Source organism: Clostridioides sp. ES-S-0049-02, assembly GCF_020658465.1.
In the GTDB taxonomy this organism is placed as follows: domain Bacteria; phylum Bacillota; class Clostridia; order Peptostreptococcales; family Peptostreptococcaceae; genus Clostridioides.
The window spans coordinates 145800-165198 of record NZ_JACVWG010000001.1; the positions used below are offsets into that span (position 1 = coordinate 145800).

Below are 19399 nucleotides of genomic sequence, written 5' to 3' on the forward strand. Positions count from 1 at the left end.
ATATGAAAAAGAAAATGATTATATTAGGAGCATTCATATTAGGCATTTTCATATCAACTTATATAAAATCACTGAACCCAAATAAAGTGTATATAACATTGAGCCAGACTAAAAATATTGAAAGTGAGATAGAAAATACAAATAAGGAAATAAAAAATCTAAAAGAAGCTCTTAAAAGTAACAAAAAGACTTTAGATGAATATAAGCAAGCAGAAAATAATGGAAATGAATCTATTCAAACATTGATGAAAAAAGAACTTGAAGAAGTTAAAGAGTTAAGTGGTTATTCAGCTGTCACAGGTCCAGGAATAACTATTACTATGAAGGATAGTGAAAGAGAATTAAAAGATGGACAAAATCCAAACGACCTGATTATACATGATATTGACATTCTAAGAGTTTTAAATGATTTGAAAAAAGCAGGTGCAAAAGCAATATCTATAAATGGAGAAAGAGTATTGTCAACAAGTAAGATAAAATGTTCAGGAGCAACTATTACAGTGAATGATACTACATATGGACAACCATTTATAATAAAAGCTATAGGAGATATAGATTTATTGAGTGCAGCTATAAATTCTCCAGAATCATATGCTAAATCTCTAAAGGATATATATGGGATTAATATAAAAATAGAGGAAAATAATGGAAATAGAGTGAATTTATTTGCAAAATAAAACGAAAAATACAAAAAAATAAAGAAAAAATAAAAAAAATTAATAAAAAGGATTGTAATATAGTTGTGTTTCAAAGTAAAATAAAGAGGTGAGGATTTATGATATGGATTTTAGGAGGATTGGCATTTGGTGTGGTAGTAGGTTACTACATTCCATTTACATATTCTATGGATTATTCGATATATATGTCAGTAGCTATTCTTGCAATAATGGATTCTATATTTGGAGCTATAAAATCCAGTTTTGAAGATAACTATGATAATGTAATTTTTGTTACTGGTTTCATAGGTAATGCTATCTTGGCTATATTATTGACTTATATAGGAGAAAAGTTGGGAATTTCACTTTACTACGTGGCAGTATTAGTTTTTGGGATGAGACTATTTAATAATTTATCTATAATTAGACGTTATATCATTGCCAATATTATGAATAAAAAACATAAAAATTAAAGAACTTTTGAGATATACATAAAATATTTTATACTTAAAGAGTAATATTTGACAATATAAGTAAGAAAATTAAAAAGGAAAATTTACGTTTTTGTGGAATATGTTACTTAAAGGTTAACAAAATAAAAGAAGAAAATGATATAATTAATACATACGATAACTTTGAATCATGAGATAAGGGGGTTTATGATGCTAAACTTTGACGTAGAATTAGAAGAATGTGCACAAATTAAAGTAATAGGTGTAGGTGGCGGTGGAAACAATGCTGTCAATAGAATGGTAGAAGCTCAACTTAAAGGCGTTGAATTTATATCAGTAAATACAGATAAACAAGCTTTATATACATCAAAGGCTGAATATAAAGTTCAAATAGGAGAAAAATTAACTAGAGGACTTGGTGCAGGAGCTAATCCAGAAGTAGGAAAAAGAGCTGCAGAAGAAAGTAAAGATGAAATAGTAAAACTACTTCAAGGAGCTGATATGGTATTTGTTACAGCTGGAATGGGTGGTGGTACTGGTACAGGAGCTGCCCCAGTAGTTGCAGGCCTAGCTAAAGAAATGGGTATCCTTACAGTAGGTGTAGTTACAAAACCTTTTGCATTTGAAGGTAAGATAAGAATGAAAAATGCTGAAGGTGGAATAGCTGAGCTTAAGTCAAAGGTAGATACTCTTATAACAATACCAAATGATAGACTTTTACAAATAGTACAAAAGAATACTTCAATGCTGGATGCTTTTGCAGTTGCAGACGATGTGTTAAAACAAGGTATACAATCAATTTCTGACCTTATAGCAGTTGAAGGATTAATAAACTTAGACTTTGCAGATGTTACTACTATAATGAAAGATAAAGGTCTTGCTCATATGGGTATAGGTAGTGCTAGTGGAGAAACTAGAGCTATAGATGCTGCTAGACAAGCTATCCAATCACCACTTTTAGAAACATCAATACAAGGAGCAAAAGGAGTACTTCTTAATGTTACAGGTGGTCCTAACTTAGGATTATTTGAAGTTAATGAAGCATCTACTTTAGTTATGGAATCTTGTGACCCAGAAGCAAATGTTATATTTGGTGCTTCTATAAAAGAAGATTTAGGCGATGAAATAATGATTACAGTAATCGCAACAGGATTTGAAGGTTTACAAGGTGGGATTTTAGATTTGGATACTAAGCCTAAATCAAGTATAAGGTCTTCTCTGAATACAACTGTAAAACAAGTTGTAAAAGAAATAGAAGAAGAAGAAATTGTGGTTGAAGAAAAGATAGAAGCTCCTAAAAAGGCAAGTATAATAGAAGAAGATGATGATGAGAGCATGGAAATACCTACATTTTTAAGAAGAAGAAGATAATATGTAAACTTATAAAGAAGTCAATAGACTTCTTTTTATTTTTTGTACTTTAATCTCCTATTTTTTTTAACATATTTTAATATCAAAAAAAATAGGAGATTAAAGTTTTTTCTACTGAGTATAGAAAAAAATGATAGTTATATAAATGGTTATAGTTTTTTATAATTAGACAATGACATTTTTATTTGGTAATATTAAACCTGAATTGAATTGTAAAAATTTGAGGAAAAAGAGAAATTAAAGTCTGAAAGGGGATTAAGTATGATTAAGCTAAAAAAAATTCTTTCTTTAGCCATGGTTGCTATTTTGTCAACATCACTTCTTGCTGGATGTACAAAAAAAGAAGAATCTAAAGGCAAAGATGGCAAAGAAAAATTAGTTGTATGGTCTGCACCGTTAACAGATCATGATGCAGATGCATGGAAACCAATACTTGAGAAATTTGAAAAGGAAAATAACTGTGAAATTGAATTCCAAATAGTACCATGGGATAATTATGCAGAAAAATATGCTACTGCAATCAGTGCAGGTGAGGGGCCAGATATAGGGTATATGTATGCAGAAATGTTTCCTCAATTTATAGAAATGGGAGCAGTTGAAGATTTAACTCCTTATTTAGAAAAATCAGGAACTTCAGATAATTATTTATACTTAGATAATGCAAAAATGATGGGTGGAATTTACGGTTTACCTATAGAAGCTGCTAATCCAGGTGTATTATACTATAATAAAGATATACTAGAAAAATTGGGAGAAAAACCTCCTAAAACGTGGGAAGATTTTAAAAGAATATGTGAAAAAGCAACAAAAGATACTGATGGAGATGGAAAAATAGACCAATGGGGTCTTGCACAAGGTTGGGGTTCTAAAGTGTTTGGTAGTTTGAACTGGAACTGGTATCCATATCTATGGCAAGCTGGTGGAGATATATATAATGATGATTTAAAATCAGTTAAATTTAACAATAAAGAAGGATTAAAAGCTGCAAACTTTATAAATGATATGAAAAAATATATACCAGATAATGCTTTATCAAAAGACAGTAATGAGATGGTTGAAAGTGTATTTGGACCAGGAAAAGCTGCATTTACTATAATGCTGTCTTCTGCTGCTACAAGTACTTTTGATAAATCATTCCCAGACTTAAACTGGGGATATGTAACTTCATTAGAAGATAAAACAGTTGGTAGTTTTGCCTCAGTAGATGATTTAACTTTAATGTCAGCGTGTAAAAACAAAGAACTTGGATTTAAACTTCTTGAATATATGTTAAGCAAAGACTCAATGGAAGCTTTCCATAAAGAGATACCAAGAGCACCAGTTGCTAAAGGTGAAAAATATCAAGGAGATCCAAGATTTGAAGAAATGGTAACAAAAGATAAAAATATGTACAGACCATTAACAGTTGGACCTCATGGAGTAGAAATATATGAACACTTATGGAAACAACTTCAAATGATGATAGCTGGAGACAAAACTCCAGAACAAGCACTAAATGAATCTGCAAAATATGCAAATGAATTGTTAGCACAATAATTTAATTTTATATTTGATTTATAGACTATGCAATTTAATTTTATACAAGTAAACGATTTACTTGCTATATTATTAAGTCGCATAGTCTTTTTTTATGGAAATATTCCAAAGGTAGAGTTGAATAACTTCTACCTAGATATATTGAATTCTACAAAAAAGTCTATTTCTTTGATGCTAAAAAAATATCTTTTGACGACATAAAGTATAAGACATATATCATTGTTATTTTTAAATAGAATTTGTTTTGGATTCGACTGTCAAAAGTGACATAAAATTTTGTACATACTATCTTATAATATGTTTAAAGGTTTTAAGGGGGGATACATGGTGTATATTGAGTACTATGTTATAGAAAACCTAGTAATAAATTATATTATTATAAGTTGTACTTCTATTCTTACTAAAAAATATAATCCTAGAAAAAATAAGTTGCTGGGGGCTAGTTTAGGAGGAGCCTACTCTGTTGCTTATTTATACCCATCAATGGATATACTATTTACAGTGCCATTTAAAATAATAATCATGAGTATTATAACTTTAATTTCATTTAGGACTAAGAGCAAGAAAGATTATGCTCATGTAGCATTAGTTTTTTATTTAGTAAATATTTTTATTTCTGGAAGTACTTATTTTGTAATTTATTTTACAGGAATAAGCCATTTAAAAATATCTTTTTTAATTGCATGTACTTATGTAAGTTGTGAACTATTAAAGTACATTTACAAAGACTTGAAGATGCTTAAATACATCAAAGAGCTTACGAAGACCATAAATATAAACTTATTAGAAAAAAGCTTTTGCTGTAAGGCATTAGTTGATAGTGGAAATTTATTAAAAGACCCAATAAGTCAAAGTGATGTAATAATAGTCAAATCAAGTGTATTAGAAGGATTGATTCCAGAAAATCTATTAAATATTAACTATGAAGATATAGATATGAAAAAAGCTCAGGAAATTATATGTAGTTTAGATGACAGAACTTCAGGGAGAGTTAGAATAATACCTTATAAACATGCTGGAAGTAATAAGACAAGCATAATAATTGGTCTAAAAGCTGATTATGTAGAGGTAGATGAGCAAAAGATAGGAAATATAATACTTGGTATTTCAAATTTTAATGATAGAGAATATGGGGCAATAATGAATCCAAATATATTGCCTGGATTATAGCTAAAAATTTAAGGGGGACAAAGGATGTTACGATTAAAAGAAAGAATCATAAGCTTTATTACGATGTTAGGTATTAAATTAAAAATAATAAAGCCAAAAGGAATATACTATATGGGTGGAGCCAATATTCTTCCTCCACCACTAAAACCAGCAGAAGAAATGGAACTTTTGCAAAAGCTAGAAACTGATGAAACCGTAAAATCAATTTTAATAGAAAGAAATTTGAGATTAGTAGTCTACATATCAAGAAAATTTGAAAATACAGGGATAGATGTAGAGGATTTAATTTCTATAGGGACTATAGGTTTGATAAAGGCAGTCAATACTTTTAAATTAAATAAAAATATAAAATTAGCAACCTATGCTTCGAGATGTATAGAAAATGAAATACTAATGTATCTAAGAAAAAATAATAAAAAGAAAACGGAGGTATCATTTGATGAGCCTTTAAATATAGACTTAGATGGAAATGAACTTCTATTATCAGATGTTTTAGGTACAGAAAATGATGAAATATATAAAATAATCGAAGAAGAAATAGATAGAGATTTATTGGTTATGGCACTTGACAGATTAAGTGACAGAGAAAAGCAAATTATGGAATTAAGGTTTGGACTTATAGATAAAGGTATTGAAAAAACACAAAAGGAAGTTGCTGGAATGCTTGGAATATCTCAATCCTACATATCTAGACTTGAAAAGAAAATAATTTCAAGATTACAAAAAGAAATGAAAAAATTTGTATAATGCTAAATTAATTCTTCTTAAAAAGTATAAAAAAATTGGAAATGTAAATAATTTCAATAGATGAATACTTTTTGAGAGAGGACTGAAATGTATGCAAGTTAATAAGGTTGAAATATGTGGTGTTAATACATCTGAACTTCCAGTTCTTAAAAATAAGCAAATGAAGGAACTTTTATTACAAATAAAAAGTGGTGATGAAGAAGCCAGACAACAATTTGTAAGAGGAAATTTAAGGTTAGTCTTGAGTGTAATAAAAAAATTTAACAACAGAGGAGAAAATATAGACGATTTATTTCAAATAGGTTGTATTGGTCTTATAAAAGCTATAGATAATTTTGATTTAAGTCAAAATGTCAGATTTTCAACTTATGCTGTTCCTATGATTATAGGAGAAATTAGAAGATACTTAAGAGACAATAATCCAATCAGAGTTAGTAGATCATTAAAAGATATAGCATATAAGGCACTACAAGTTAGAGAAAGATTAATTAGAACAAATTCAAAAGAACCAACAGTATCAGAAATAGCAAAGGAATTAGAATTAGAAGTAGAGTCAGTTGTAATGGCACTTGATGCTATACAAGATCCAATATCTTTATTTGACCCAGTATATCAAGATAATGGAGATGCCATATTTGTAATGGATCAGGTTCAAGACAAAAAAGATACTGATGAAAACTGGTTGCAAGAAATATCACTTAAGGAAGCTATTAAAAAATTAAATAGTAGAGAAAAGTTGGTATTAGATTTAAGATTTTACAAAGGAAGAACTCAGATAGAAGTTGCTGATGAAATCGGTATATCTCAAGCACAAGTATCAAGAATTGAAAAAAATGCTTTAAAAAATATGAGAAAGTATGTATAAGTAATCCATGGAATGTAAACATAATTTTAAATTTAAATGACCTATATAGGTCATTTTTTTTTATCCAAATACATATTTATTTTTAAAGGAAGGGTGAGTATAATATGATTAGAGTTTCTGATATAATGGAAAAAGAAATTATAAATGTAAAAAATGGAAAAAGGATGGGTTTCATAATCGACATAGATATGGATATTCATGAGGGAAAAGTAGTCTCATTTACCATTTTTGGAGATGGAAGTAGAAGTTTTTTTTCAAGAGGAGGGGATGAAGAAGTTATATTTTGGAATGATATACTTAAAATAGGTTGTGATACAATAATAGTAAATATAGGTTCAGAATTAAGCTTAGATGAATTTGATATATAGCTAAACAAAGGAGGAATACAGATGCAATGTCCTTATTGCAATTATAAAGAATCAAAGGTAATAGATTCTAGACATACAGATTTAAAATCTATTAGAAGAAGACGTGAATGTGAATTATGTAAAAAGAGATTTACTACTTATGAAAAAATAGAAACTACTCCTTTAATGGTTATTAAAAAAGATAATAGTAGAGAGTATTTTGATAGAGAAAAAATAAAATATGGACTATTAAAGGCATGTGAAAAAAGACCTGTATCTGTTGAAGATATTGAGAATATAGTTGTACATATTGAAAATGAAATAAATAAATGCTTTATAGAAGAAATCGAAACCAAAAAAATTGGTGAAATGGTAATGGATAAATTGAAAGATTTAGATGAAGTTGCCTATGTAAGATTTGCTTCTGTGTATAGACAATTTAAAGATATAAATACTTTTGTAAATGAACTTAAAAGTATACTAATAGAAAAAGGAGACAAATGATGAAAGATTATATAAATCTAAAAAGTGTAGAAGATATTAAAGAGTATGTTAACTTAAGTAGCAATTGTAAAGAAATTGATGAAAAATTAAATTCTATAAATCTAGTTATAACTTGTAAAAATATAGATGCAAAAAGTAAAGAAGACATGTTAAGGGTTTGCAAGGAATGCGATTTAATGTTTGAAAATTTAACTAGTAATTCTCAAATACATTCAGACATAGTTAACATAGTTAGTAGAGAGAATATAGGACAAAGAATAGAAGGAGATGCACTTATAACAAACTTAGAGAAAGTACCACTTTTATTGTTTACAGCAGATTGCGTACCTATATCAATTATAGATGCTAAAAATAAAGCCATAGGACTGGCACATGCTGGCTGGAAAGGTACTTTTAGTAATATAGGTCACAAAACAATAAAATTGATGTCTGAGACTTATAAAACAGCTCCTGAAGATTTGATATGTATAATTGGACCATCAATTGGACCTTGTTGTTATGAAGTTTCTGAGGAGTTAGTAGAAAAATTTAACACAATTCTTACAAATAATGATGAAAAGTTCTATATAATAAAAGAGGGAAGTTACTATTTAGATTTATGGAAAATTAATGAGTATATGCTGAGATGTAGTGGAGTCAAAAAAGAAAATATAATAAATTTAAATCTATGCACTAGTTGTAGAGCAGATGAATTCCACTCTTATAGAAAACATAATAAGGCATCAGAGCGAATAGGAACGGTACTACAGATAAAATAGAGAGGAGCTTTTTAATGAATACTAAAGTGCTTGTTATAGACGATGAAATGCATATAGTTGAGCTATTAAAATTCAATTTGGAGGTGTCAAACTACGAAGTTAGTTATTCATATGATGGATTTGATGGATTTATAAAAGCTAAGGAAGTTAAACCAGATTTAATACTTTTAGATTGGATGCTACCAAATATAAGTGGAATAGAAGTATTGAGAAAAATAAGAAGTGATAAAGACTTGAAAAATATTCCTGTTATAATGCTTACTGCTAAAAATATGGAAAATGACAAGGTTGAAGGGCTTGAAGTAGGTGCTGATGATTATATAACCAAGCCATTTAGTATAAAAGAATTGTTAGCTAGGGTTAGCTCTGTTTTAAGAAGATATAACTTAACTAGTACAGGCGAAGAAAATAATATACTTACCACAGGTAATTTAAAACTAGATTTATCAAAACATGAAGTTACTAAAGGTTCTGAAAAGATAGAGTTAACACTTAAAGAGTTTGAACTGTTAAAATTATTAATTCAGAATAAAGGTAAAGTACTTTCAAGAAACTATCTTTTAGATAAAATATGGGGCTATGAATACTATGGAGAAACTAGAACAGTAGATGTCCATATAAGATATTTAAGAAAAAAAATAGAAGATGAAGATAAATCAGAAAAATATATAGAAACTATAAGAGGTGTAGGATACAAAATAGATTAGAAAAAGTTATATTTTAGGAGTGTTATCTTGTGGAAGAATTAAATAGCATATATTTTTTTATTGTGATGTTGTCTATAGCCATTGTAATATTGTCTGTAAGATATACAGTAACACTGAGAAAATATTTAAAAGAGTTTATATACGTTTCAAAAAAAGTAAGTAACAAGGAATTTCATGCTAGGTTGAATATATCAGCTAAAGGCGAATTAGGCGAATTAGCCAGAAATTTTAATCATATGATAAAAAATATGGATGATACATTGGAAGAAGTACAATATAAACATTTACAATTAAGGTCTATATTAAAGAGTATATCTCATGGAATTTTAGCTATAGATGTAAATGGAAACATATTATTGATAAATGATGAAGCTAAAGAAATGATAAAGAGTGAACCAAACAAACTAGTTGAAGGACATAATATCAATGCTGTAATAAAAGAAGAAGAAATATTAAAGCAGATACTTCAATTTATAGGTTCTAAAGAAAATGAAACTGCAAAGATTACTACTAAAGATGATATAGTATACAAAATAAAAGTGGATCCAGTTTATCTTCAAAATACCAATAATGTAATAATTGGCTCAATAGTAAACATAGAAGATATTACTAAAAAAGTGAAGCTTGAAAATATGAGAAGTGATTTTGTTGCTAATGTAAGTCATGAACTTAAAACACCACTTACATCTATAAGTGGATTTGTTGAAACGTTAAAATCCAATGAAAATATAGATGCAAACACTAGAAATAGGTTTTTGGAAATAATAGAAAGTGAATCAGACAGATTAAAAAGATTGATTGACGACATATTATTATTATCATTTGTAGAAAATAAAGACACTCTTCTAATGGAAGATGTTGTAATATACGATGTATTTAGAGAAGTATATGAAATAACTCAACGTTCAGCTAGTGAAAAAAACATAGAAGTTTTATATAAATGTGATGATAAATCAATAAACATACTTTCTAATAGAGATTATATCAAACAAGTATTTTTAAATTTAGTTGATAATGCTATAAAATATACTCAAGATAATGGTATTGTACAAGTGGTAGTTTTAAAAGATGAAGAAAAAATAATAATCAAAGTTATAGATAATGGTGTTGGAATACCAAAAGAAGATGTAGAACGTATCTTTGAACGCTTCTATAGAGTGGATAAAGCAAGAAGTAGAGATGTAGGAGGAACGGGTTTAGGATTGGCTATAACGAAGCATATAGTCAAATCATTAAATGGATGTATAAAAGTAAAAAGTGAACTTGGTATTGGTAGCGAATTTATTGTTACAATACTACAAAAAAATTTCCTTAAATAGAAGGAAATTTTTTTTGTTTTTTGCACAAACTATATAAGAGAAGGAGCTGAGAAAATGGAAGAAAGCTTATTAGGTGCCAATTTATTTAGACACTCTTTTATAGTAGCAGTAATTATAGGAATATTATGTAGAGGATTAGTTTTAAGAGTTACAGACAAGCAATACCCATCGAGACCACAAGATTATTTAGAGCAAATAATAATATCAGGGCTTTCAGCTTCATTGGGTGCAATAGCATTACCTGCACTTATAGATAAGGAGTTTGCAGCATTAACATTTTTTGCAGTAGCGATACAACAATTTCAAGGTCTTGCAGAGCAGGAAAGAATAACATTAAAAAATATCGACAATGAAGAATTAGTACCAAAGGGAGATGCTTATGTAGAAGAAATAGCATCTACGTATGAATCTAGAAGTTATATCAGTCTTTTTTCTGCATTAGTATCTTCTATAGTTTATATTACTGTTTCAAAAAGATATGACCTTAGCTTTATTTATTGTACAATACTAGCTGTTATAGCAGGAGCTTTGGTTGGTTTAATTTTTAGAAGATTTCTAAGACGAAATAGTATAGCAGATATAGCAGATATAGTTCCTGCTGAAGTAAGTTTTGAAGGGCCTATTTTAAAAGTAAATGGTGTAATAATAACCAATATAGGTTTAGAGAATACAAGAGAAAAATATAAAAATGAATGTTTAGCTATAGAAATTATACCAAGAGATTTGGGTGCATTTGGGATAGTAAATGATATAGGACAAAGACAAGCTATAATACATAATCTATTTATTCATATGGGTATAGATAAAGATGTAGATGAGGTTGATATTGTAGCTATATCTAAAACTAACTTAGAAAAAAGCACTGTGGTTATACCATATATACCAATAATCAAGGATATAGATGTAATGATAGATGTAGTAAAAAGTACTCCTATCATAGAGACATCAAAAGGAAAACAGAGTGATTTTTCTAGAAAGACTTTGTAGATTTATAAGTGAACATTTTATATTAGATATTTTAGGAGTGATTTAATGGATAGAGTATTTTTTGTTGCAGTTATTATTGGTATAACATCAAGAGTTATAATGTTGAATTTAGACCAGAAACAGTACCCTACACAACCAAATGTTTTACTATCTCAGCTCATATTAGCCTTTGTTGCTTCGGCATTAGGAGCATTACTAGTTCCAGCTCTTATAAATCGTTCTTATACATCGATAACATTTTTATCTTTGGCAGCAGAACAGTTTAGACAAGTAAGAGCAAATAGAAGGAATACATTACAAAACTTAGAAGAAGTTCAACTTGTAAAAAGAGGAGCTGCATTTATAGAAGAGATAGCTAGAACTTATGAAGTAAGAAATTATATGTGCATAGTTACATCTTTTTTAACAATAGGATTATATTATGTAATTATTGAAGAAACTAAAATAAGTGAAGGTATGAGTTTGATAATAAGTTCAATTTGTGGTTTATTATTAGCTTTCATACTTAAAAAACTTCTTACTAGAAAAAGTATTGGAGATATAGCTGATGTAATGCCTGCTGATATTAGCTTCGTAAATGAATCTATATTGAAGGTGGGAGATTTAAAAGGAATAACAAATATAGGTCTAAAAAGTGATAGAGAAGTATATATTAATAGAGGTGTAGGAATACAAATAATTCCTAAAAATAGAGATTATGCTAATGCAGGAATATTATTTGATTCGGGTCAAAGACAAGCTATAGTATACAATATATATTCAAGATTAGGTTTATATGGAGATTATGAAGAACCTGCATTTGTACCATTACCTAGACGAAATAAAGATGATGAAAGTATAATGATTGCTTATTTACCAATAGATAGGAATGTTGAAAAGGTAATGGAAGCTGTAAAATCATGTCCAATACTTTCAAGTTCTAAAGGTAAAAACTTATCACTGAAAAACTATAAAATAGGAAAGAAAGGAAGTGCATAAAATGGGAATGGATATAGGTCTAAATGAATATACCCTAGCAATAGTTACACTAGATAAAAATATGAGAAATGGTGGAGGTTGTCCAATATTTTATGCAAATGATGAAAAAGACTTGCAAAATAAGGCGATGCTCATGTCAAAGTGTGTAGGTGGAATGGTTCACGATATGACTAATGGAACATTAATAATAGTAAAGCATTAAAACGATAAGATACTTTTAAGAGCAAATAATGTTCAAATTTATAAAATATTTAAATTTGAATATTATTTGTTTTAATCTTTTTATAGCTATTTACTTATATTGACTATTAGAATTAAAATGTGTTATTATGACATGAAATGTTTAAAAATGCTATTGTAAAATATAATAAAGTAATAAACTGTATATGAAAATATATTATAATAAATATTGATGAATATAAAAGAGTGGTGAAAAAAATGGAAGTAAATGTAAAAAAAATAAATAATATTATAAGTAAAGTTTACAAAGATAGTATTGCAGAAGAAATAGGTATAGAAGTAGGAGATTTACTTATATCTGTAAATGAACAGCCAATACATGATATAATAGAGTATAGATTCTTACTAAGTGATGAGTATTTAGAGGTAGAGATACAAAAAAAAGATGGCGAAGTCTACATATATGAGATAGAAAAAGACTATGATGAAGATTTGGGTGTTGAATTTACAAATCCAATAATTGACCAAGCTAAAAGTTGTAGAAATAAATGTATGTTTTGTTTTATAGACCAATTGCCAGAAGGAATGAGAGAAACACTTTATTTTAAAGATGATGACTCAAGATTGTCTTTTTTACAAGGAAATTTTGTTACACTTACAAATATGAGCGAAGAAGATATAAATAATATAATTAAATACAGAATAAGTCCTATAAATATATCTGTGCACACAACTAATCCAGAATTAAGACAAAAAATGATAAGTAATAAATTTGCAGGAAAATTATATGGTATAATGAAGAGATTGGCAGATGCTCATATAGAGATGAACTGTCAAATTGTTTTATGTCCAGGTATAAATGATGGAAAGGAATTGGATAGAACAATAAAAGAATTAGCTCAACTTTATCCATATGTAAATAGTGTTGCTATAGTTCCAGTTGGAATTACAAAGCATAGAGAAAATTTAGTAGAATTAAATATATTTGATAATAAGGGTGCAAGTAAAACTATAGAGCAAATACATGAAATACAACAGATATATCTTGAGAAAATAGGAACTCGATTTGCATTTTTATCAGATGAATTTTATATATTATCTAGTAGAGAATTGCCTGGATATGAAGAGTATGAAGGATTTTTACAGTTTGAAGATGGTGTAGGTATGATACGTAAGTTAAAAACAGATATTGAAGAGTATCTAAACACATTGTCTGAGAATATTCTCAAAAGAGATAAAAAGGTATCAATAGCTACTGGACATTCTGCATATGAATTTATACAAAGTATGGCAGATGCTATGATGGACAAGTTTAAAAATCTTCAAATAGATGTTTATGAAATAAAAAACAAGTTTTTTGGAGAAACAATAACAGTATCAGGCCTTTTAACAGCTAAAGATTTAAAAGAGCAACTTGAGCATAAGGAATTGGGAGAAGCTCTTTATATAACAAGAAGTATGTTAAAAGCAGATGAAGAAATTTTCTTAGATAATATTGAACTAAATCAGTTAGAAGAACTTATGAAAATAAAAATTATCCCATGTTTAAATGAAGGAAAAGATTTTGTGGATAAAATTTTAAAATAGAAAACAAAAGATGGAAGGAGAAACAACATGAGTATAAGTAGGCCAGTTGTAGCTGTAGTTGGGAGACCAAATGTTGGTAAGTCTACAATATTTAATAAATTTGCAGGAAAAAGGATATCAATAGTTGAAGATACACCAGGAGTTACAAGAGATAGAATATTTGCAGAAGTAGAATGGTTAGATAAATATTTTACATTAGTAGATACAGGAGGTATTGAGCCTGATAGCGAAGATATAATATTATCTCAAATGAGAAATCAAGCTATGCTTGCAATGGATATGTCACATGTAATACTTTTTATAGTTGATGGCAAGGCTGGAATAACAGCTGCTGATAAAGAAATTGCTCAGATACTTAGAAAAACAAAAAAACCAGTAATTTTAGTGGTTAATAAAATTGATAGTCAAAGTCAGTTTGACAATATATACGATTTTTATGAATTAGGTTTTGGAACTCCTTTTGGAGTGTCAGGAGCCAATAGTATGGGATTTGGAGACTTATTAGATGAGATAGTTCAAAATTTTCCAGCAGGATTAGATACAGAGTATGAAGAAGATATAATAAGAGTAGCTATAACAGGTAAGCCAAATGCAGGAAAGAGTTCTATACTTAATAAGATATTAGGAGAAGAAAGAGTAATTGTAAGTCCAATTGCAGGAACTACTAGGGATGCAATAGATACTTATTTTGAAAAAAATGGACAGAAGTTTCTTCTTATAGATACAGCAGGGCTTAGAAGAAAGAGCAAAATATATGAGACAATAGAAAAATACAGCGTAATAAGAGCTATGAGTGCTGTAGATAGAGCAGATGTTGTGTTAATAGTTATAGACGCTTTGGAAGGCGTTACAGAACAGGATACAAAAGTTGCAGGTATAGCACATGATGAAGGCAAGGGATGTATATTTGTAGTCAATAAATGGGACTTAATAGAAAAAGATAATAAGACAATGAGTAATTACACAAAAGATATAAAAGAAAAATTCCCATTTATGATGTATGCTCCAATAGTATTTGTTTCTGCAAAGACTAATCAAAGAATGAATAAAATATTAGACACAGTTGAATATGTATCAAATGAGCATTCTAAGAGAATATCAACTTCAGCATTAAATGAAGTAATTGGAGAAGCTGTAATGTTAAATCAGCCACCATCTGATAAAGGTAGAAGATTAAAAATTTACTATGGAACTCAAACAGACATTAGACCTCCTAAAATTACTTTATTTATAAATGACAAGAACTTAACTCACTTCTCATATCAAAGATACCTTGAAAATAAGATAAGAGAAAACTTTGGATTTGAAGGAACTTCTATAAAGTTTGAGTATAGACAAAAAAATAAAAAGTAAATATCTAAAATATAACTAAAGGGGGTAAGTTCAGTGGAAATATTTAGTTATATAATTATTGCTGTAATTGCATACTTATTAGGCAATATATCAACTTCGTATATAGTTGCAAAGCGAATTGCTGGGGTTGATATAAGGACTCAAGGTTCGGGTAATGCAGGCTCGACAAATGTACTTAGAACACTTGGGAAAAGAGCAGGAGCAATGACTTTTTTAGGTGATGTTTTTAAAGGTGTAATTGCTGTTTTGATATCGGAAATTGCAGCAAAGTTGGTTGGTATAGATACTCTTTTAGCTGGATATCTAGCAGTTATATGTGTTGTAGCAGGTCATAATTGGCCAGCAGTTTTAGGATTTAGAGGGGGTAAAGGTGTTGCAACTTCACTAGGTGCAATGCTTGCTGTAAATCCAGCAATAACATTAATGTGTTTGGCAGTGTTTATATTGGTGGTAATTATAACAAAATATGTCTCATTAGGTTCTGTTGTTGGTATAGGTTGTTCACCAATATTTATGATTATAGCAAAAAATAAAGCAGGGTTAGTTGTAGCTTTGTTTTTAACCATATCAGTAATATATAATCACAGAGCAAATATAAAGCGATTATTAAATGGGACAGAAAGAAAAATTGGTCAAAAGAAAGAATAGTAAATATATTATACTCAGGTGGTGTTAAACATGGAGAAAGTATGTGTATTAGGTACTGGAAGTTGGGGAAGTGCATTAGCTTTAGGCCTTGCAAATAAAGGTAATGATGTTAGCATGTGGACTCGAAAAGAAGAACAAGCTAAAAAAATAAACAGGACTAAAGAAAATACAGACTATTTACCAGGAGTATTATTTCCACATAATATAACTATAAGTACTGATATAGAAAAAACTATAGAAAATTGCAAAGTAATAGTTTTAGCAGTTCCATCTCAAGCAGTAAGAAGTACTTGTGAAAAAATAAAACCCTTTGTAAAAGCTGGACAGATTATCGTTAATGTAGCAAAAGGTCTTGAAAAAGGCACTGGACTTAGATTGTCTCAGGTATGTGAAGAAGAATTGCCACAAAATCCATATGTAATACTATCTGGTCCATCTCATGCTGAAGAAGTAGCAAGAAATATACCTACTACAGTAGTAGTAGCCTCTAAAGAATTAAAAATAGCACAGAGTATACAGGATTTATTTATGAGCCCTAAACTTAGAGTTTATACAAATCCAGATATAGTTGGAGTTGAACTTGGAGGAGCATTAAAAAATATTATAGCTTTCGGTGCTGGTATATGTGATGGTTTAGGGTATGGTGACAATGCAAAAGCAGCTCTTATGACAAGAGGAATTAGTGAAATGAGTAGACTTGGTACTGCTATGGGAGCTAACATGTCTACATTTGCAGGCCTTTCAGGCATTGGAGATTTAATAGTTACTTGTACAAGCATGCATAGTAGAAATAGAAGAGCGGGTATACTTATAGGACAAGGTATGAGCTTAGAAGATACATTAAAAGAAGTAAAGATGGTTGTAGAAGGAATAACGGCTACTGAAGTAGCACATGATGTTGCTGAAAAGCTGAATATAGATATGCCAATAACTAATGCTATATATTCTGTGATAACTAAAGGTGCAAATCCTAAAGAAGTTGGAATAGAGCTAATGATGAGAAGCAAAAAGCACGAAATGGAAGAAGTAGTTTTAGGTGATGATATATAAACTTATTGCATAATAAAATAAAAAAATAATAGACGTGTTTTAGCCCTCTTTATATAAAGAGGGCTATTTTAATATTACTTAGCATGTTTTATTATGTATTCAATAGAAGAAATCATTTTCATAGTTAATTCATCATCATTAGAATTTTTTCCTGTGTTCTTTTTTGAGAATAATAGATTTTGATAAAAAGAAATAATTATATCATTGATTATGTCTAAATCTTTAGCTGGTATATATCCAGTATCTACAAGATTGTTCAACAGTATTTTATTTCTTTCTTTTATACTTTTTCCTGTAATCATTAAAGATATATCACTGTCATGAATACCTAAATCTTCTGGAAACATATCATAATATTGTTTTGTTATATAACTAAGCTCACCACTGGACAAGTTAAAAAATACCTGATAAAAAGCTTGGGCATTTTCAAAAGAATGTTTACAAAATAATTTCCACATAATTATATATTTCTTATATTCATCATTTACATTCTCTATACACCTCGAAATATTCAAGTTATAATCTTTAAAATATTTTATAGATGCAAATGATATTAGATGGTCTAAATTTTTAAAGTAGTTGTATAGGGTTGAACTGTTATAGCCAGCCATATCTGCAACCTTACGAAGTGTAATATTTTCTATTCCTTCATTTTCCATAATGTTTTGAGCAGCTTCTATGAAATACATCAATATCCTTTTCTTTTGTAACTCTTTATTTGTCATTTTATTCACCTACAAATAATCAATATAGTTTATATAATCGTGATTTTATCATTAAATTTACCATAAATCAAGAATAATATCCCAAAATATAATGTATACTTGTTATATTTTAGATAATTTAAAATCATAATAATATAAAAAATATTTTAAAATTAAATCATGATTGACAAAATAATCATGATTATGATAAAATAATCACAAATAAATTTAATTTACATACGAATACAACAATTAATAAAAATGTTAATAATTTTAAAATAATATGTTTATCTTTGTTGTGTTGAATAAATTATCTAAATATTGAGAAAGAGGTGCCCTATGTCAAATAATATGAGACTAGAAAGATTAAGAAAGTATATGAATGAAAAAAACATCGAAATTGCCCTAATATTTGAACCAGACAACCAATTTTATATTAGTGGATTTAAAGCAATAACTTACTCTAGACCAATTGTAACAGTAGTAACTCAAGATAAAATAGAATTAATAGTACCTGGATTAGAGGAGCTACATGCTAAAGAAGTTGCAAAAGTTGATAATGTATATGTATATTATGAAATACCAGAGATGAAAGAACATGGAATATCACATAAACATTACTTAGATATAATTTTAAATAGATATCCTAAAGGAATAACTGTTGGGATAGAAAAAGATATAGTATCTGCAAGCTTTTCAGAATATATAACTGAGAAATCATTTGCTATTAAAGATGTTGGAAGTAAAATATTTGAAATGAGATATGTAAAAGATGCAAGAGAGATAGAATTTTTAAAGATAGCTGGTTACTTATCTGATATAGGAATAAAAGGTTCTTTGGAAAATGTTAGAGTTGGGATGAGTGAATTGGAATTTGACGTTGCAGGGGATAATGCTTTACTAAAATATGTATCTGAAAATTATCCTGATACATATATCGGATTTGCAAACTGGACTTGTTCAGGCATCGATAGAACAGCACAACCACATTTAGACTCCAATACTAGGATACTTCAAAGAGGAGATATAGTAATACATAGTAGACAGGTTTGGTATGAAAACTATAGAGCAGAAAATGAAAGAACTTTTATTATAGGTAAGCCAACAGAAAGACAAAAGGAAGTATTTAAAATTGCAGTAGAAGCTCAACAAGCTGGATTAGATACAATAAAAGCTGGTATACCAGCAAGAATGGTGGATGAAGCAGCAAGAGCTGTTGTTGCAAAGCATGGTCTAGAGTTATATTCAAATCACAGAATTGGTCATGGTTTAGGTTTATCAGAACATGAGGAACCATATTTAAGATTTGACAATGAATTAATATTAGAAGAAGGAATGGTATTTTCTATGGAACCAGGAATATATATACCTGGAATTGGAGGATTTAGACATTCAGATACAGCAATAGTAGGTAAAAATAGTGCTACAATTATAACTAATTATCCAAGAAGTGTTGAAGAGCTTATACTTGATATTTAAA

Annotated in this window: 21 protein-coding genes; 20 read left to right on the forward strand and 1 reads right to left on the reverse strand. The window is 28.8% G+C overall.

Going from position 1 to position 19399, the window contains the following annotated elements; all coding sequences use genetic code 11:
- Positions 1-2: 2 nt before the first annotated feature.
- The 19 genes from IC213_RS00770 (at position 3) to IC213_RS00860 (ending at position 17215) form a co-directional block, all read left to right on the forward strand.
- On the forward strand, positions 3-677 hold the full coding sequence (locus IC213_RS00770; protein WP_227432416.1) for a DUF881 domain-containing protein: 675 nt from the start codon (positions 3-5) through the stop codon (positions 675-677).
- A gap of 98 nt (positions 678-775) precedes the next feature.
- Positions 776-1129, forward strand: a complete 354-nt coding sequence (locus IC213_RS00775) for a small basic family protein (protein WP_227432417.1) — start codon at positions 776-778, stop codon at positions 1127-1129.
- 189 nt (positions 1130-1318) lie between these two features.
- Entirely contained in the window at positions 1319-2479 is a 1161-nt protein-coding gene (gene ftsZ, locus IC213_RS00780; RefSeq protein ID WP_227432418.1) for a cell division protein FtsZ, read from the forward strand.
- A 261-nt stretch (positions 2480-2740) separates the two neighbouring features.
- The gene (locus tag IC213_RS00785; RefSeq protein ID WP_227432419.1) at positions 2741-4015 is read left to right on the forward strand and encodes an ABC transporter substrate-binding protein; all 1275 of its coding nucleotides are present in this window, start codon (positions 2741-2743) and stop codon (positions 4013-4015) included.
- A 324-nt stretch (positions 4016-4339) separates the two neighbouring features.
- Entirely contained in the window at positions 4340-5185 is an 846-nt protein-coding gene (locus tag IC213_RS00790; protein WP_227862626.1) for a sigma-E processing peptidase SpoIIGA, read from the forward strand.
- Positions 5186-5209: 24 nt separating this feature from the next.
- Positions 5210-5932: an RNA polymerase sporulation sigma factor SigE gene (gene sigE / locus IC213_RS00795; protein WP_227432421.1), complete on the forward strand. Its 723-nt coding sequence runs from the start codon at positions 5210-5212 to the stop codon at positions 5930-5932.
- Between the two features lie 91 nt (positions 5933-6023).
- Positions 6024-6797: an RNA polymerase sporulation sigma factor SigG gene (sigG, locus tag IC213_RS00800; RefSeq protein WP_169468424.1), complete on the forward strand. Its 774-nt coding sequence runs from the start codon at positions 6024-6026 to the stop codon at positions 6795-6797.
- Between the two features lie 104 nt (positions 6798-6901).
- Positions 6902-7165 (forward strand): YlmC/YmxH family sporulation protein, encoded by a 264-nt coding sequence (locus IC213_RS00805; protein WP_227432422.1) that lies wholly within the window; start codon positions 6902-6904, stop codon positions 7163-7165.
- 21 nt (positions 7166-7186) lie between these two features.
- A complete protein-coding gene (gene nrdR, locus IC213_RS00810; RefSeq protein ID WP_227824212.1) occupies positions 7187-7648 on the forward strand; it encodes a transcriptional regulator NrdR in 462 nt (153 codons plus the stop codon).
- A complete protein-coding gene (gene pgeF, locus IC213_RS00815; RefSeq protein WP_413926908.1) occupies positions 7645-8406 on the forward strand; it encodes a peptidoglycan editing factor PgeF in 762 nt (253 codons plus the stop codon). The genes nrdR and pgeF overlap by 4 nt, the downstream gene beginning before the upstream one ends.
- Before the next feature lie 14 nt (positions 8407-8420).
- A complete protein-coding gene (locus tag IC213_RS00820; RefSeq protein ID WP_227432425.1) occupies positions 8421-9113 on the forward strand; it encodes a winged helix-turn-helix domain-containing protein in 693 nt (230 codons plus the stop codon).
- Between the two features lie 29 nt (positions 9114-9142).
- A complete protein-coding gene (locus tag IC213_RS00825; protein WP_227432426.1) occupies positions 9143-10432 on the forward strand; it encodes a HAMP domain-containing sensor histidine kinase in 1290 nt (429 codons plus the stop codon).
- 54 nt (positions 10433-10486) lie between these two features.
- Positions 10487-11419 (forward strand): YIEGIA family protein, encoded by a 933-nt coding sequence (locus IC213_RS00830; RefSeq protein WP_227432427.1) that lies wholly within the window; start codon positions 10487-10489, stop codon positions 11417-11419.
- A gap of 45 nt (positions 11420-11464) precedes the next feature.
- A complete protein-coding gene (locus IC213_RS00835; protein WP_227432428.1) occupies positions 11465-12397 on the forward strand; it encodes a YIEGIA family protein in 933 nt (310 codons plus the stop codon).
- 1 nt (position 12398) lies between these two features.
- Entirely contained in the window at positions 12399-12599 is a 201-nt protein-coding gene (locus IC213_RS00840) for a capping complex subunit for YIEGIA (RefSeq protein WP_227432429.1), read from the forward strand.
- A 236-nt stretch (positions 12600-12835) separates the two neighbouring features.
- Positions 12836-14164, forward strand: coding sequence for a DUF512 domain-containing protein (locus tag IC213_RS00845; RefSeq protein ID WP_227482895.1), 1329 nt, complete (start codon positions 12836-12838; stop codon positions 14162-14164).
- A 27-nt stretch (positions 14165-14191) separates the two neighbouring features.
- Complete coding sequence (der, locus tag IC213_RS00850) at positions 14192-15517, forward strand: ribosome biogenesis GTPase Der (protein ID WP_255612844.1); 1326 nt, start codon at positions 14192-14194, stop codon at positions 15515-15517.
- Positions 15518-15550: 33 nt separating this feature from the next.
- The gene (gene plsY / locus IC213_RS00855) at positions 15551-16165 is read left to right on the forward strand and encodes a glycerol-3-phosphate 1-O-acyltransferase PlsY (protein WP_227432431.1); all 615 of its coding nucleotides are present in this window, start codon (positions 15551-15553) and stop codon (positions 16163-16165) included.
- Positions 16166-16195: 30 nt separating this feature from the next.
- Positions 16196-17215, forward strand: coding sequence for an NAD(P)H-dependent glycerol-3-phosphate dehydrogenase (locus IC213_RS00860; RefSeq protein WP_227432432.1), 1020 nt, complete (start codon positions 16196-16198; stop codon positions 17213-17215).
- A gap of 74 nt (positions 17216-17289) precedes the next feature.
- On the opposite strand, the gene IC213_RS00865 is transcribed toward IC213_RS00860, so the two are convergent.
- Positions 17290-17940, reverse strand: coding sequence for a TetR/AcrR family transcriptional regulator (locus IC213_RS00865; protein WP_227862627.1), 651 nt, complete (start codon positions 17938-17940; stop codon positions 17290-17292).
- Positions 17941-18258: 318 nt separating this feature from the next.
- On the opposite strand from IC213_RS00865, the gene IC213_RS00870 reads away from it, so the two are divergent.
- Positions 18259-19398 (forward strand): M24 family metallopeptidase, encoded by a 1140-nt coding sequence (locus tag IC213_RS00870; RefSeq protein WP_227432434.1) that lies wholly within the window; start codon positions 18259-18261, stop codon positions 19396-19398.
- The last annotated feature ends 1 nt before the right edge of the window (position 19399 follow it).

What these genes read in the sequence shown, in the direction of transcription:
- IC213_RS00860 (WP_227432432.1), top strand. Translation starts at nt 16,196, where the DNA reads ATGGAGAAAGTATGTGTATTAGGTACTGGAAGTTGGGGAAGTGCATTA.
- IC213_RS00775 (WP_227432417.1), top strand. Translation starts at nt 776, where the DNA reads ATGATATGGATTTTAGGAGGATTGGCATTTGGTGTGGTAGTAGGTTAC.
- IC213_RS00845 (WP_227482895.1), top strand. Translation starts at nt 12,836, where the DNA reads ATGGAAGTAAATGTAAAAAAAATAAATAATATTATAAGTAAAGTTTAC.
- IC213_RS00790 (WP_227862626.1), top strand. Translation starts at nt 4,340, where the DNA reads ATGGTGTATATTGAGTACTATGTTATAGAAAACCTAGTAATAAATTAT.
- IC213_RS00830 (WP_227432427.1), top strand. Translation starts at nt 10,487, where the DNA reads ATGGAAGAAAGCTTATTAGGTGCCAATTTATTTAGACACTCTTTTATA.
- sigE (WP_227432421.1), top strand. Translation starts at nt 5,210, where the DNA reads ATGTTACGATTAAAAGAAAGAATCATAAGCTTTATTACGATGTTAGGT.
- IC213_RS00865 (WP_227862627.1), bottom strand. Translation starts at nt 17,940, where the DNA reads ATGACAAATAAAGAGTTACAAAAGAAAAGGATATTGATGTATTTCATA.
- nrdR (WP_227824212.1), top strand. Translation starts at nt 7,187, where the DNA reads ATGCAATGTCCTTATTGCAATTATAAAGAATCAAAGGTAATAGATTCT.
- IC213_RS00840 (WP_227432429.1), top strand. Translation starts at nt 12,399, where the DNA reads ATGGGAATGGATATAGGTCTAAATGAATATACCCTAGCAATAGTTACA.
- ftsZ (WP_227432418.1), top strand. Translation starts at nt 1,319, where the DNA reads ATGCTAAACTTTGACGTAGAATTAGAAGAATGTGCACAAATTAAAGTA.
- der (WP_255612844.1), top strand. Translation starts at nt 14,192, where the DNA reads ATGAGTATAAGTAGGCCAGTTGTAGCTGTAGTTGGGAGACCAAATGTT.
- IC213_RS00770 (WP_227432416.1), top strand. Translation starts at nt 3, where the DNA reads ATGAAAAAGAAAATGATTATATTAGGAGCATTCATATTAGGCATTTTC.
- IC213_RS00820 (WP_227432425.1), top strand. Translation starts at nt 8,421, where the DNA reads ATGAATACTAAAGTGCTTGTTATAGACGATGAAATGCATATAGTTGAG.
- IC213_RS00805 (WP_227432422.1), top strand. Translation starts at nt 6,902, where the DNA reads ATGATTAGAGTTTCTGATATAATGGAAAAAGAAATTATAAATGTAAAA.
- IC213_RS00835 (WP_227432428.1), top strand. Translation starts at nt 11,465, where the DNA reads ATGGATAGAGTATTTTTTGTTGCAGTTATTATTGGTATAACATCAAGA.
- sigG (WP_169468424.1), top strand. Translation starts at nt 6,024, where the DNA reads ATGCAAGTTAATAAGGTTGAAATATGTGGTGTTAATACATCTGAACTT.
- pgeF (WP_413926908.1), top strand. Translation starts at nt 7,645, where the DNA reads ATGATGAAAGATTATATAAATCTAAAAAGTGTAGAAGATATTAAAGAG.
- IC213_RS00785 (WP_227432419.1), top strand. Translation starts at nt 2,741, where the DNA reads ATGATTAAGCTAAAAAAAATTCTTTCTTTAGCCATGGTTGCTATTTTG.
- IC213_RS00870 (WP_227432434.1), top strand. Translation starts at nt 18,259, where the DNA reads ATGTCAAATAATATGAGACTAGAAAGATTAAGAAAGTATATGAATGAA.